Annotated in this window: 16 protein-coding genes and 1 pseudogene; 10 read left to right on the top strand and 7 right to left on the bottom strand. The window is 53.3% G+C overall.

Going from position 1 to position 12,990, the window contains the following annotated elements; translation table 11 throughout:
• Positions 1 to 103: 103 nt before the first annotated feature.
• Positions 104 to 580 carry a GNAT family N-acetyltransferase gene (locus QRN24_RS01655; protein ID WP_014169039.1) on the bottom strand — a complete coding sequence of 159 codons (477 nt, stop codon included), beginning with the start codon at positions 578 to 580 and terminating at the stop codon, positions 104 to 106.
• A 92-nt stretch (positions 581 to 672) separates the two neighbouring features.
• Here QRN24_RS01655 and QRN24_RS01660 point away from each other — a divergent pair, with 92 nt between their 5' ends.
• Together QRN24_RS01660 and QRN24_RS01665 are read left to right on the top strand one after the other, a co-directional pair.
• A complete protein-coding gene (locus QRN24_RS01660) occupies positions 673 to 1,632 on the top strand; it encodes a LysR family transcriptional regulator (RefSeq protein WP_284942256.1) in 960 nt (319 codons plus the stop codon).
• Positions 1,633 to 1,647: 15 nt separating this feature from the next.
• A complete protein-coding gene (locus tag QRN24_RS01665; RefSeq protein WP_151711991.1) occupies positions 1,648 to 2,004 on the top strand; it encodes a nuclear transport factor 2 family protein in 357 nt (118 codons plus the stop codon).
• Positions 2,005 to 2,233: 229 nt separating this feature from the next.
• On the opposite strand, the gene QRN24_RS01670 is transcribed toward QRN24_RS01665, so the two are convergent.
• Both QRN24_RS01670 and QRN24_RS01675 read right to left on the bottom strand, forming a co-directional pair.
• Entirely contained in the window at positions 2,234 to 2,644 is a 411-nt protein-coding gene (locus QRN24_RS01670; protein WP_025204715.1) for an ASCH domain-containing protein, read from the bottom strand.
• Between the two features lie 179 nt (positions 2,645 to 2,823).
• Entirely contained in the window at positions 2,824 to 3,222 is a 399-nt protein-coding gene (locus QRN24_RS01675; RefSeq protein ID WP_047956205.1) for a MerR family transcriptional regulator, read from the bottom strand.
• Between the two features lie 80 nt (positions 3,223 to 3,302).
• Between QRN24_RS01675 and QRN24_RS01680 the strand changes: the two genes are divergently transcribed.
• Positions 3,303 to 3,779 carry a DUF2938 domain-containing protein gene (locus QRN24_RS01680; RefSeq protein ID WP_284942279.1) on the top strand — a complete coding sequence of 159 codons (477 nt, stop codon included), beginning with the start codon at positions 3,303 to 3,305 and terminating at the stop codon, positions 3,777 to 3,779.
• A gap of 293 nt (positions 3,780 to 4,072) precedes the next feature.
• Entirely contained in the window at positions 4,073 to 4,447 is a 375-nt protein-coding gene (locus QRN24_RS01685) for a cell envelope integrity TolA C-terminal domain-containing protein (protein ID WP_284942257.1), read from the top strand.
• Between the two features lie 89 nt (positions 4,448 to 4,536).
• Here the strand turns inward: QRN24_RS01685 and QRN24_RS01690 are convergent, their stop codons facing one another.
• Together QRN24_RS01690 and QRN24_RS01695 are read right to left on the bottom strand one after the other, a co-directional pair.
• Complete coding sequence (locus QRN24_RS01690; protein ID WP_272456379.1) at positions 4,537 to 4,917, bottom strand: antibiotic biosynthesis monooxygenase family protein; 381 nt, start codon at positions 4,915 to 4,917, stop codon at positions 4,537 to 4,539.
• Between the two features lie 53 nt (positions 4,918 to 4,970).
• Complete coding sequence (locus tag QRN24_RS01695; RefSeq protein ID WP_032681458.1) at positions 4,971 to 5,864, bottom strand: NAD(P)/FAD-dependent oxidoreductase; 894 nt, start codon at positions 5,862 to 5,864, stop codon at positions 4,971 to 4,973.
• 122 nt (positions 5,865 to 5,986) lie between these two features.
• Here QRN24_RS01695 and QRN24_RS01700 point away from each other — a divergent pair, with 122 nt between their 5' ends.
• The 4 genes and pseudogenes from QRN24_RS01700 to QRN24_RS01715 all read left to right on the top strand — a co-directional run bounded on the left by QRN24_RS01700 (position 5,987) and on the right by QRN24_RS01715 (position 8,625).
• The gene (locus tag QRN24_RS01700) at positions 5,987 to 6,646 is read left to right on the top strand and encodes a TetR/AcrR family transcriptional regulator (RefSeq protein ID WP_272456378.1); all 660 of its coding nucleotides are present in this window, start codon (positions 5,987 to 5,989) and stop codon (positions 6,644 to 6,646) included.
• A gap of 228 nt (positions 6,647 to 6,874) precedes the next feature.
• The gene (locus QRN24_RS01705) at positions 6,875 to 7,411 is read left to right on the top strand and encodes a dihydrofolate reductase family protein (RefSeq protein WP_063214859.1); all 537 of its coding nucleotides are present in this window, start codon (positions 6,875 to 6,877) and stop codon (positions 7,409 to 7,411) included.
• Between the two features lie 83 nt (positions 7,412 to 7,494).
• A pseudogene (locus tag QRN24_RS01710) lies at positions 7,495 to 7,612 on the top strand (IS3 family transposase); the annotation flags it as partial.
• A 224-nt stretch (positions 7,613 to 7,836) separates the two neighbouring features.
• Positions 7,837 to 8,625 carry a phosphotransferase family protein gene (locus tag QRN24_RS01715; protein WP_284942258.1) on the top strand — a complete coding sequence of 263 codons (789 nt, stop codon included), beginning with the start codon at positions 7,837 to 7,839 and terminating at the stop codon, positions 8,623 to 8,625.
• Positions 8,626 to 8,711: 86 nt separating this feature from the next.
• Here the strand turns inward: QRN24_RS01715 and QRN24_RS01720 are convergent, their stop codons facing one another.
• Together QRN24_RS01720 and QRN24_RS01725 are read right to left on the bottom strand one after the other, a co-directional pair.
• Positions 8,712 to 9,167 (bottom strand): hypothetical protein, encoded by a 456-nt coding sequence (locus tag QRN24_RS01720; protein WP_025204709.1) that lies wholly within the window; start codon positions 9,165 to 9,167, stop codon positions 8,712 to 8,714.
• A gap of 346 nt (positions 9,168 to 9,513) precedes the next feature.
• The gene (locus QRN24_RS01725; RefSeq protein WP_014169049.1) at positions 9,514 to 10,395 is read right to left on the bottom strand and encodes a LysR substrate-binding domain-containing protein; all 882 of its coding nucleotides are present in this window, start codon (positions 10,393 to 10,395) and stop codon (positions 9,514 to 9,516) included.
• A gap of 105 nt (positions 10,396 to 10,500) precedes the next feature.
• On the opposite strand from QRN24_RS01725, the gene budA reads away from it, so the two are divergent.
• Together budA and alsS are read left to right on the top strand one after the other, a co-directional pair.
• Entirely contained in the window at positions 10,501 to 11,280 is a 780-nt protein-coding gene (budA, locus tag QRN24_RS01730; RefSeq protein ID WP_025204708.1) for an acetolactate decarboxylase, read from the top strand.
• A complete protein-coding gene (alsS, locus tag QRN24_RS01735; RefSeq protein ID WP_086463059.1) occupies positions 11,252 to 12,973 on the top strand; it encodes an acetolactate synthase AlsS in 1,722 nt (573 codons plus the stop codon). Before budA ends, alsS begins: the two co-directional genes overlap by 29 nt.
• The last annotated feature ends 17 nt before the right edge of the window (positions 12,974 to 12,990 follow it).

Below are 12,990 nucleotides of genomic sequence, written 5' to 3' on the forward strand. Positions count from 1 at the left end.
CCCGAAGCCTGATCAATGTGTTCCTGATACTCCCCTCAACGCGAACATGACTGCCCCTCAACAGAAGCAGCCTGCATCTGCAATTTGCTGCAACACGGTCGCGTTATTCGGCAAAGTTCAACAGCGCGTTACCCTCCAGGCGATACCGTACCCATTCGTTTTGAGGTAATGCGCCAATGCTGAGGTAAAAATCAATTGCGGGCTGGTTCCAGTCCAGTACGCTCCATTCAAGGCGTCCGCAGCGCCGTTCCACGGCATATTGCGCAATTTTCTTCAGCATCGCTTTTCCCGCGCCCTTGCCGCGATAATCGGGGGAAATATACAAATCTTCCATATAAATACCGTTACGTCCAAGCCATGTGGAGTAGCTGGTGAAGAACACGGCGTACCCGGCGATTTTCCCTTCAATCTCGCAGATTAATGCTTCGGTATGGCTGCCGTCGCCAAAGAGTGTTTCGCGAATCTCATCCGGTGTGGTGACCACTTCTTGCGGGGCTTTTTCGTAAACCGCCAGCTCATAAATCATATCGTAAATAGCGGAGGCATCTTCCGGGCGGGCCTGGCGAAGGCTGATACTCATATGTTTTCCTGTCTTTTTTGCAAGGCATCGTTATTGATGGCGTTAAGCATAGGGGGTATTGTCGGAAGAATTAAGTGCAATGAAATCACCCCATGATGAATATTATGCATCCAGCGCTACGACGTCTTGATTTAAACCTGCTGCTCATTTTTGACGCCATTTATCGGCACTGTTCCGTTCGCCTCGCCGCGGATGAACTGGCGATGAGCACCTCTGCGTTGAGCCACGCACTGTCCCGACTGCGTATTGCGCTCAATGACCCGCTATTTTACCGGGAAGGCCACCGGATGTGCCCAAGCGTGTATGCCACCCAGCTCGCGCCGTCTATTGCATCAGCACTAAAATGTCTCAATCAGGAGCTGACTGTACAACCGGCGTTCGTGGCTTGCGAAAGCACGGAGCGGATCCAGATTGCGATTACGGACTTTACCGCGTTGTGCATTTTCCCGACGTTGATGCAGAGACTGCAGCAGGAAGCACCTGGCTTGCGCTTTGATTTACGCTATTTGCCACACAGCCCGGCGCTGAACGAACTGTTGGCAGGAGAAGTGGATCTGGCGCTGGGATTCAGTACACCCGACGATATCCGCCACAATGAACTGGACGAGATAAACTGGTTTGAGGATGAGTATGTTGTCATCAGCAATACCCGCCGAACACAGCTGACGCTGGAAGATTATCTTGCCGCACGGCATCTGGTGATAACCCCCTGGAATGAAAAGCAGGGGGTACTGGATTTACGGCTTGAGCAGTTGGGGTATACGCGGCAGATAGCGCTTAAGACGCCATCCATGCTGAGTGCCCCGTTTATCGTTGCGGAAAGTGACCTGCTAATGGCCATTCCCCGTTTTGCTGCTGAGAAGCTGAAACATGCTGCCAGTATTCAGATTTTTTCATTGCCGTTCACCATAAGCCCGTTTGAAGTAAAGATTTACTCGCATAAACGCAGTGGCCAGAGAGGGGCAACCAAATGGCTGAAGACGACACTTCACATGCTGGCGGACGAGTTGACGCAAAACATTTATGGCCATGAAACTGACAGTCGAATTTGAATGAGGGTAAATGCCATGCTTCTGGAACAGTTGAAAACGCTGGAGCGCACGCTTCATGGCAGCAGGCGCAACGATCGTGAATGGCTTGAACAGATACTTCACGACCAGTTCAGGGAAATGACACGATCAGGTGTGTTGATCGATCGTTCGCAGACAATAGAGGCACTTTCTGCCGAAACAGTTATCCCGACCATTCTCAGCAGCGACTTTCAGCTCATCCAAATAAGAGAGGATGTCGCGATATTGCACTACAGGACATTCAATGCAGACGGCACTCGCCCGACTTTGCGTTCTTCGTGTTGGGAGCGGGCCGGGAGCGGGCAATGGAAACTGGTATTCCATCAGGGGACACCTGAAGCGGAGAGCGGATAAGGTTCCAGGAGCGCACCGCAGAAAACGATTTCTGGATCTCAAGTGGGGTGAGTTAAGCCAGCCGACGGAGTGACCTGAAATGCCAGCATTACTCCACGCTTATTGTAAGCTTGTGGGGTCGCCTATCGCTCTTAGCAAACCTTGCGGCTCTTATGTCGGTCCGCTTTGTGCCAGAAGCGGGAGTTGTTATAAAGGGCAGGGGATTGAACGCAAGATCGTTTAGCTCATCTTACAGTAGTTCAACCACTTCAAATTCTTCTGTAATTAGCTCCATTTCTTCAGAGAAATACCCTTCGCGGGTGAAAAACCGCTGATGTTCCTTCTGCCAGTATTCAAGGCTTAAATCGCCTTCACCTTCTTTGCGGGCAAACTCCTCAGTAACATCACAAAAACGAACCAGTCGCATTGAAACCAGCCTGATTACGCAGACCGGGATGCTCTGGCCATCAAGGATAATGTTATAGCTCCCAATTTTCGGCGCAGGCTCTTCCTGCTGATAAGAGGCAAATGATCCGCAAGAGGCTGTTTTGATCCCTTTTTTAATCAGATCCGCAAGCTCACTGGCCAGTTCCGGGCTGTCACCCATTTGCCAGGCATTTGCACCTGGATACTTCACTTTCAATTCCTCAACAGCAGCCATGAATAGTCCTTCTTAATTGTCTATGAAAAATGTCACACGGGGGGGAGCATGGACTGTCCAGATATTAACAGCGATGTTTCCCACTGGTAATGTCGTCCACTTTTTGCTGCTGGAGACTTCACAATTCTTTTGTTAATCCGCCTGGTGTCATGAGGCGTGCCCGATTCGTTAATCGTCATTTATATGACGAGCCGAAGTCCTTTTGAGACAATCTTTTTGAACTCCTCGCATTCGGAATGCACGCTTTTCGAACAGCAAGCAACATGCTTCAGTCCCTGGCTTAACAACTGGAGCCGGCGGATGGTACTGTCGATCTCCTTTGCTCGTTGAAGAAGCAGAACATTGTTGAGTATGAGTTTGTTGTCTTCACTGAACATGTCGGCAATCTCATCAAGACAAAAACCTGCTGCCTGTCCCAGAGCGATTAATTGCAATTTATTGACCACAATCTCGTTGTACTGCCTCCTAAGGCCATTACGACCAATAGGTTTAATAAGCCCTTTCTTTTCGTAATATCGCAATGCCGATGGTGTAACTCCCGTAAGGTTGGCAACTTCTCTGATATCCAGTTCTTTCATTGTTGACTTAAACCGCACTTTAAGTTGCACACTGATTATCAGCTTATCATTTCACTGAGAAAAGGAAGTGGACTTTGGATATTATTTTCAAAACGATCATCACGGGAATTGGCGCAACGCTGGTTATGGATTTGTGGTCATTTTTTCAGAAGTACATTCTGAAAATACCACCATTGAATTATGCTTTGGTTGGGCGCTGGGTTTTACTCCTCCCTAAGGGGAAATTCAGGCATCACACCATTCTTTCATCGCCGCAGATACATGGAGAGATGCTTACTGGCTGGATATTCCATTACCTTACCGGTATATTTTTTGCGTTTATCCCGTTTTCGCTTGACGGAAAGTGCTGGCTCCATGAACCCTCGCTGTTAATTGGCGTGTTGACAGGCTTAATAACGTTAACTGCCCCGTTTTTGATGTTGCAACCCGCGTTTGGCTTTGGTATCGCGGCCTCACGTACACCTCATCCATGGCTTTCGCGTCTGTTAAGCCTGCTTACACACATTGTATTTGGTATTGGCTTATATGGCGTTGCCGCTGTTTTGGCGTCATTCTAAGAGCCTCATCAAGTCGTTCAGGCGTGAGACAGCTCGTGCTTCTTACCGGAACTACCCTCTGTCGAATTTCGCAATAATCGGCATTTTGAGAGCGCTTAAGAGGCGGGCATTGAAAAACTCCATGAGGTTATCAAAAGGGAGCCAGTAACTGCTTAATAACGACCTCGTCATCGCCAGAATGGGCAGTTGAAAATGTACTTGTGATGGCGGAATAATCTATCAATGTACATAACGAATTTAATGGAGTGAGGGTGCAGGGAGTGAGAGCGAATGAAATGGTAAGGAAATTTTTTATGCTGGCATTTGTTGCCAGTCTGGCAACGGGATGCACGCCATTAAAACCTTCCGGATGCCATAAAACCACTGCAAGGGCTAATTGCGGTTCTGGCTACTGGGACGATCAGGGTGAATGGGGCGCGCAAGCGCGGGCGATCAGAGCCGCGATAAATGCAAAACTGGCTGACCCACAAAACTGGAAAGGGAAGAAGTGTCGATTACACATAGAGTTTGCTCAGAATGGTAAGGCTTTAAACATATCAACTAGCGACGGTAATAAAGCATATTGCGAAGCGGTAAAATCAGCAGCCCAGAAAGCCACCTTTCCAGCTTTTACTAATCAGGAAGTGTACCGCGATTTTCAAAAATCTCGCTTTGATTTGCGCGGTTAGTCATACCATGAACATCAGTAGGTCCGCTCCTCGCTCGTAGCGGACCTTACGGCTCAGTTAGGGGGGCGCGCTTTACTATATTTCCAGAGTCAGGCTGTGCAGAAGCCGGGGACAGCGACCTTCTGGAACAGATGAGGGCTGGCTACGACGGATGAAGGATATGCTGGAAGTTTCGCGAGGAACTCGGGAACAGTGAAGGCCGCGCGAACCGCCTCGGTGGATTCCCACACTACATAGTTCAGGTAAGTCGGACTATCGCCGATCGCCCGATGTAATTGCATGGAAATGAAGCCCGGTTGCTTTGTTATGACCTCGGCAGCTGCCTTGAAAGCGTCCAGGAAGCCTGCTTCGTCGGCGGGATCCAAGACCGCGAAGAGATTGATTAGCACGAGAGGTGCGACCGCGACGCCTAGTTGGCGGTCAAACGGAAATTTCTCGTCCAGAGGTTTAAATGGTTTTATCGCGGCCATGGCGGCACTCCTGTCTACAGTAAATTGAACTGGATGAACGATGCTGCCTGCACTTAACTGAGCATCGACTGCTGAGCGAAGATACCCGCCATCGTGCCTTGCCATGCTGCCGTAGTGACCGAGGGGATACCGGGGTTGGCAAGGTCACCGGCGGCGTAGATGCCAGGCATGCTGGTTTCGCGGCGCTCGTCGGTCTTGAGGGCGATGCCGGTTGGCGTATTGACCGTGGCGAGGCCCAGTGCATCATGAAGGCTTGCGGACGGCCTGGTCCGGGGATGCGCGAACAGAATATCGACTGAAACATCGGGGCCGGATTCGATCCTGATGGTGGCACTATGGCTTCCGTGAGGTTCGATTTCAGTGATCCTGCCATCAATGAGAGGTACCTGGCGGGTGGCCAGATCGGCCCGTATGTCGAGACTGATGTCGTGACCGTTGCCAAAGACAGTCAATCTGTTTGTCCAGTCGTGGAAGAGCCTGACCTGATTGTGCGACTGTACGCCAGACCAGATGAGGCCCCAGTGCTGGTCGGCGACTTCAAAGCCGTCGCAATAGGGGCATGGTATGATGGATGTACCCCAGCTTTCGGCAAAGCCGGGAATATCAGGCATCTGGTCAGCGACGCCATAGCTCAGAATTAAGCGGCGCGCCCGCAGGCTTTCGTTATCGTCCGTGACGACGCAGAAATCGTCGATGGTGCCAGATACGCTTTCGGCGCGAGCGTTGACGAGCTTGATCGTTGGGTAGCGTGCCAGTTGCTGCCGCGCCTCGGCCAGGATGTCCTGTGGCGGCTTGTGATCGTGGCCGAGCACACCATGTGAACGGGCAGCAAAGCGATTACGTTGCCGGCCAGTGTCGAGGACCGTAACCTTGCGACGGGCACGGCCAAGCTGCAGGGCGGCGGCAAGACCGGCAAAGCTGCCTCCGATGATGATGACGTCATTCATGGTGATGAGTTCCGTGTTGAGGATGTAAGGAGATGTGCTAGCTCTGGCGCACCTTGCAAATTTATGAAACTGCATGGTATCGTAATTAAATAATTACGATACTGTCAAGGACTGTATTTATAGTGACCAATAAAAACAACCCGACCCGGCGGGGCCGGCCTGCCAACGAGGCGCTTGGCCAGACAATCGTCGAGGCCGCCTCCGAGCTATTCGTAGAATTGGGATTTCAGGCGACGACCCTGGACAAAGTCGCCCAGCGAGCGAAGATATCCAAACTCAGCATCTATCGGCACTTCGAGAACAAGGAGGCACTCTTCAGTGCGGCCATTGTGGCCGGTTGTCATCAGTTGTTTGCACCACAGTCCCTTCTTGAAGGCGTTGACGGTTCGGTTGAAGATCAACTGATGGCGGTGGGATCATTACTGCTGCGCACGTTGTTGAGGCCCGACGTGAGTAGCGTCGAAGCCATGGTCATGGCTGACAAGACGAATCAAAAGTCGTTAAGCAAGCTCCATTATGAAGCTGGCCCCGCTCATGTCATCGCCCAAATCGAAGCTCTTTTACGTCAATTGCACCAGAAAGCGCTTCTGAACGTTCCCGATCCTCTTCAATCCGCTCGCTTGTTTGCCGCGCTTTTCAAAGGCTCTGACCTTCTGATTATCGCGCGCTTCGATGCGGCCAGAGCAGAGGACGACAACGAAATCGAATCATATTGTCGGTCGGCCGTCGCCATGTTTATCGCCGCGCACGGTGGCACCCAGGATGCGATATCGCAGCTGTGAACTTGCCCTATATTCCCGCTCCGTCCTGGTCGCAACGTAAAGCCCGGACGTGATGCAACTGGAATGTCCGCTTTTCGTTCACAGCGGACCTTCAGCTAAGGTAACTTGCTCGCTGCGTGCCTGGAGCAGATGTTGCTAACATTGTGATGTGACTTTATCGCAGCATATCAATATCGCTAACATTGCTAAACTCAACGAGATATATGCAACCTGAATACGGAGCACGTGATGGTCACCACACATGTTTTCATCGCGGTCAGTCTTGATGGTTATATCGCTCGACAGGATGGTGATATCGACTGGCTGTTGAAGCGCGATGACCCGACAGAAGATCATGGCTATGCCGCATTCATCGCGGACAAAGAATGGATCATTATGGGGCGAGGCAGCTATGAGAAGGTGCTGACTTTTGACGAATGGCCTTATGATCGACCCGTGCTGGTGCTTTCCCGGCAGCTAACCGGTACCCCCGTGCCCGAAGCGCTGAAGGGTAAAGTGCAGTTTTCATGCGGCACGCCAAGGGAGGCTCTTACTGAGCTAATGGAGAAGAACGTGCACCGGGCCTATATCGATGGTGGGCAGTTAATACAGTCGTTCCTTCGCGAAGGTCTGGTCGCCGATATCGTTATCACTACTGTTCCTGTCCTGCTCGGTTCGGGAAAACCGCTGTTCGGAGTGCTGCCCCATGATATCGATTTGACGCTATTATCCAGCCGTAGCTTCCCTTCGGGTCTGGTACAGTCACACTATCGGCTGACGTCATAAGCTGAATCTAAGCAGAGTGATGACCTCGGCTAACGCGAGAAAATGCCCCATCTGCCAGCGGTACTGTTTTACTTCTACGGCCTTACTTCAGTTCGCTGAAAAAGCAATGAATCAGAAAAACGGGTCTACAAACCCCGGGATCTGGCTCGCGCCGATATCTTCGATGACATTGACGTGTTCATCAGTCGGAGACGGCGGTAAAGCCATATTGGGGCGTCAGTAGAGGCCTTTGAACACTCTCCGTCGTGATGGCTGAATTTGTCTACCATTGTACTGTCAGTCTGTACAAGAGCCAGCTTCCGCTCTTCGCTCAAAACGGACCTTCCCACAACCCGCAACACTGCCCGTAAAACGCAATGCCCCTGATCTCTCCGCATCACACTACACTTATCCCTTAAAGCCAAACCTGACTCAGGGAGTCATGTATGTCTGCGGAGAATTTATCCCAAATGGGTGCGGCAAAAGTGCAGCGTTTGGTGGATCAATATGGTCAGCAAGTCATAGATAAATGCCCTGTTAGCCCTGTGGAATACGCTTTCTACGAGTATGCGGCGGAAGAGCTCAACAGCAGGGGAATCAAAACCCCGACGCTGTTGTCTGCCGATCCACATCTACGCCGGTTAAGGCTGGAATATATCCCTGGAAAAGTGTCTCAGGATGAGGTGTCGGGGGATGACATATTGAAATGCCTTTCTCATCTTCATTGCACTCCACCAGACCCAACCTGGGTGTATCACCCTCATTCCTGGTCCGAGAAAGCGCTTGAAAAATCACTGGCGCTTTTGAAATTACCGGACCGCGCGGCCCACCAGATGCGCTGTTTTCAGCAAGCGGGCAGCGTTTTGTTTCGGCAGAAATGTTTAATCTCAGGGGATACCAATGCCGGTAACTGGGGGAGAAGAGAAAACGGAGAGTGGGTTCTCTTTGACTGGGAAAGGTTTGGCACGGGCAGTCCGGCTATCGACCTCGCCCCGCTGGTAAAGGGAATGGGCTCCAGGCAAAGCATTTTACAGCTTGCGGAGCGTTACAGCGTGCATTATCTGCATATGCCTGCCCGACAGCTAGCGACGGAAATAACCCTTGCTAAAGCATGGATTGTGTCAGAGGTGGTGTCCCTGCTCTATGACCGAAATAAAACAGATTTTGAGCTGTACCTGAACTGGTACAGAGAAACGCTTCCCGGCTGGCTGGACGAGGCTACCTCAGTACTTTAACCCTTCGTCTGCATGGGTTTTTTAGATTATTAAGGCCGAAATTCTGGCTCACAGACCAGCTGAATTTCGGCCCTTAAGCTCTGGCCTTAGTGCGCCGTGATATACGGCTCTTTCACGAACTCCGCCAGCAGCCAGACCATATCATGTAGCAGACCGGTCAGCTCTTTTGCCACGTTTGCAGGCAATGTTCCGCCCATTACCGCCTGCGTTAACGCCAGCGCATAGTCCACCTGGAGCGACGTATCCTGCCAGCAGTCCGGAACGCAGGAGACAATCTTCTCTCCTGCAATCAGCTGTTCGACCAGATAAGGCGGGAGGGCAGAATCACAACGCGCGCGAAGGCGTTTAAGGACTGCCAGCAAACGCGTGCACAGTGTTGCATGGGTGACCGCATCGTCAGTTTCTACCAGCACGCTTACATACGCGGTGCAGGCATCGGCCAGTTCGAAGAGATCTGCAGATTCAGGCAGTTGTAGATGAATCAGATGGTGAATAGCGCTTTCTTCAGAGAGCGCGTAAGACAGGGAAGGGACAGTTGTCATGTGATTTTCCATTTTAAAAAAACTCCAGACCATCCAATAAGTTCCTACGCTCATGGGTGGTAGCGCTGACGGAGGTAGGAATACCGCACACGACAAAAACGGCCAACCTTTCGGTTGCTCCGCCAGCGCGACCGTAGTGTAACGGGATGAGCGCTGCCGCGACAAAATAATTGTCGTATCGTGATATGCGGGTTCCTACGCCCGGTTGCGGATGTGCCGCAACGCAGGCACTTTACGGCCGGGAGGAGAGTAAGAAAAGCAGTAACCCTGAATTACACAAGGTTACTTGCAGGTTTGCGAGGCGGCTTCCAGAAAGGCCTTAGCGGGCGTAAGCAACGCCGCGCCATTACCCTTCACTCAGCATCGCCAGAAACCGTTTCACCGTCCGCGAACGTTCAAAACGCCGCCAGCACAGCGCGATATCGGTATAAAGCTCCGGTGATGTCAGCGCATGGTAGGTCACATTGGGAGGCGAAATGGCGGCCATCGACTTCGGCACCAGGGCGAACCCGCCGCCAGCGGACACCATACTCAGGGAAGAGGAAAGTTGCGAAGACTGCAGCGTGTGCTGCACGTCAATTCCGGCCCGCTCGCAGCAGCCGTAAACGCGATCGTACAGCCCTGGCGCGACCTCCTGCGGGAACAAAACGACCGGCGTATCACGAAGCTGTTCCAGCGCCAGCGATCCACACTTCGCCAGTGGATGGTCGCGATGCAGCGCCACAACCATCGGCTCACGGTCGAGAATTTTTAGCTCAAACGCTTTGCTGCTCTCACACGGCAGACGCACAAACGCGATATCCAGCTCACCCTCCGCCAGCATCGCCGTCAGCGAAGACATATTGGCTTCCACCTGGTGCACTCTCACCGCCATGTTCTGCAACTGATACTGGCGAATAAGGGTGAAGATTTTGGGGTGAAAGGCGTCTGAACTGGTGATCCCAATCGACAGACTGCCGTTCAGCCCGCGGGCAATGCCCCGGGCTTTCTCCAGCGCGGCGTCGCTCAGCGCCAGGATCTTACAGGCGTCCTCATAGAAGGCTTCTCCCGCTTCAGTCAGCTCCACGCCTCGCGTCAGGCGTCTGAATAACGGCGTGCCCACTTCTTCCTCGAGCCGTTTAATCTGCTGACTCAGAGGAGGCTGTGAAATACCCAGCGCTTTGGCCGCTTTGGTGAAGTGTCGCTCACGTGCAACGGCGACAAAATACCGCAGATAACGAAGTTCCATATCAAAAACGTCTCAAACCAGCATGGATTCTATATTGGAACTCTATGCTGAATCGGGTCAACATTTATTTAACCTTTCTAAATAAAGTTGAAGAGGACGAGCATGATGGTGCATTCATCTGCATGCGACTGTGAGGCCAGTTTGTGCGAGACCCTGCGTGGGTTTTCTGCCCAGCATCCTGACAGCGTGATCTATCAGACATCGCTAATGAGCGCCCTGTTAAGCGGCGTGTACGAGGGGGATACCACTATCGCCGATCTGCTTGCGCACGGCGATTTTGGTCTGGGTACGTTCAACGAGCTGGATGGCGAAATGATTGCCTTCAGCAGCCAGGTGTATCAGCTGCGCGCCGACGGGAGTGCCCGTGCCGCGAAGCCGGAGCAAAAAACACCGTTTGCGGTGATGACCTGGTTCCAGCCGCAGTATCGCAAAACCTTCGATGCGCCGGTCAGCCGTCAGCAGATCCACGACGTGATCGACCAGCAAATCCCCTCCGATAACCTGTTCTGTGCGTTACGCATCGACGGTAATTTCCGCCACGCCCACACCCGTACCGTTCCACGTCAGAAGCCGCCATACCGTGCCATGACCGACGTGCTGGACGACCAGCCGGTGTTCCGCTTTAACCAGCGAGAAGGGGTACTGGTCGGGTTCCGCACGCCGCAGCATATGCAGGGCATTAACGTCGCGGGATATCACGAACATTTTATCACCGACGATCGTCAGGGCGGCGGGCATCTGCTCGACTACCAGCTGGAGAGCGGCGTGCTGACCTTCGGTGAAATTCACAAACTGATGATCGACCTGCCTGCCGACAGCGCATTTTTACAGGCCAACCTTCACCCCAGCAACCTTGATGCTGCAATCCGTTCCGTCGAAAACTAACAGGAGAACCACCGTGAACAGTGATAAACAGGCACGTCAGTGGGCGCATGGCGCCGATATGGTCGTAGGCCAGCTGGAAGCGCAGGGCGTGAAGCAGGTTTTCGGTATTCCGGGTGCAAAAATCGACAAAGTGTTTGATTCCTTGCTCGATTCCTCCATCGAAATCATTCCCGTGCGCCACGAAGCGAACGCGGCGTTTATGGCCGCAGCGGTAGGGCGCCTCACCGGCAAGGCCGGTGTTGCGCTGGTCACCTCCGGACCGGGCTGCTCGAACCTGATCACCGGGATTGCCACCGCCAACAGTGAGGGCGACCCGGTGGTCGCGCTGGGCGGTGCCGTGAAGCGGGCAGATAAAGCGAAGCTGGTGCATCAGAGCATGGACACGGTCGCCATGTTCAGCCCGGTGACGAAATACGCCGTGGAGGTCAGTTCACCGGATGCGATTGCCGAAGTGGTCTCGAACGCGTTTCGCGCCGCCGAGCACGGCAGGCCTGGGGGCGCGTTCGTCAGCCTGCCGCAGGATATTGTCGACCAGCCCGCCACGGGCGCGATTTTGCCGGGCAGCAGTACTGCCAAAATGGGGCCAGCACCGGAATCCGCCATTAACGATGTGGCGAAGCTTATCGAAAAAGCCAAGAATCCGGTCATTTTACTGGGCCTGATGGCCAGCCAGCCTGCCAACAGCGCCGCGCTGCGTAAGCTGCTGGAGAAAAGCCGCATCCCGGTCACCAGTACCTATCAGGCGGCTGGGGCGGTGAATCAGGAACATTTCACCCGCTTTGCCGGACGTGTCGGCCTCTTTAACAACCAGGCAGGCGACAGATTGCTGCATCTGGCGGATCTGATTATCTGCATCGGTTACAGCCCGGTGGAATACGAACCGTCCATGTGGAACAGCGGCGACGCCACGCTGGTGCATATCGATGTGCTGCCCGCCTATGAAGAACGCAATTATGTGCCTGACCTCGAGCTGGTGGGGGACATCGCCGAAACGCTGAACCTGCTCGCCAGCCGGATCGCCCACAAGCTGGAGCTCAGCGCGCGCGCGTCAGAAATCCTGGTCGATCGTCAGCATCAACGTGATCTGCTCGATCGCCGTGGCGCCTCGCTTAACCAGTTTGCCCTGCATCCGCTGCGCATCGTGCGGGCCATGCAGGACATCGTCAATAACGACGTTACGCTTACCGTTGATATGGGGAGCTTCCACATCTGGATCGCCCGCTATCTCTATAGCTTCCGCGCACGTCAGGTCATGATCTCTAACGGTCAGCAGACCATGGGCGTTGCACTGCCGTGGGCGATTGGTGCGTGGCTGGTCAATCCTGGCCGCAAGGTGGTCTCGGTGTCCGGTGACGGCGGCTTCCTGCAGTCGAGCATGGAGCTGGAAACCGCCGTGCGTCTTAACGCCAATGTGCTGCACATCATCTGGGTGGACAACGCCTACAACATGGTGGCGATCCAGGAAGAGAAAAAATACCAGCGCCTTTCCGGCGTAGAGTTCGGCCCGGTCGATTTCAAAGTCTATGCCGATGCCTTTGGGGCGAAAGGCTTTGCCGTCGAGAGCGCGGATGCGCTGGAGCCTACGCTGCGTGCTGCAATGGATGTCGATGGCCCGGCCGTGGTCGCCATTCCCGTCGACTATAGCGATAACCCGCTGCTGATGGGCCAGCTCCATCTCAGCCAGATTTTGTGAATCAATATAAGGACAGA

Origin of the sequence: Enterobacter sp. MEB024, assembly GCF_030209635.1 — a bacterium.
In the GTDB taxonomy this organism is placed as follows: domain Bacteria; phylum Pseudomonadota; class Gammaproteobacteria; order Enterobacterales; family Enterobacteriaceae; genus Enterobacter; species Enterobacter ludwigii.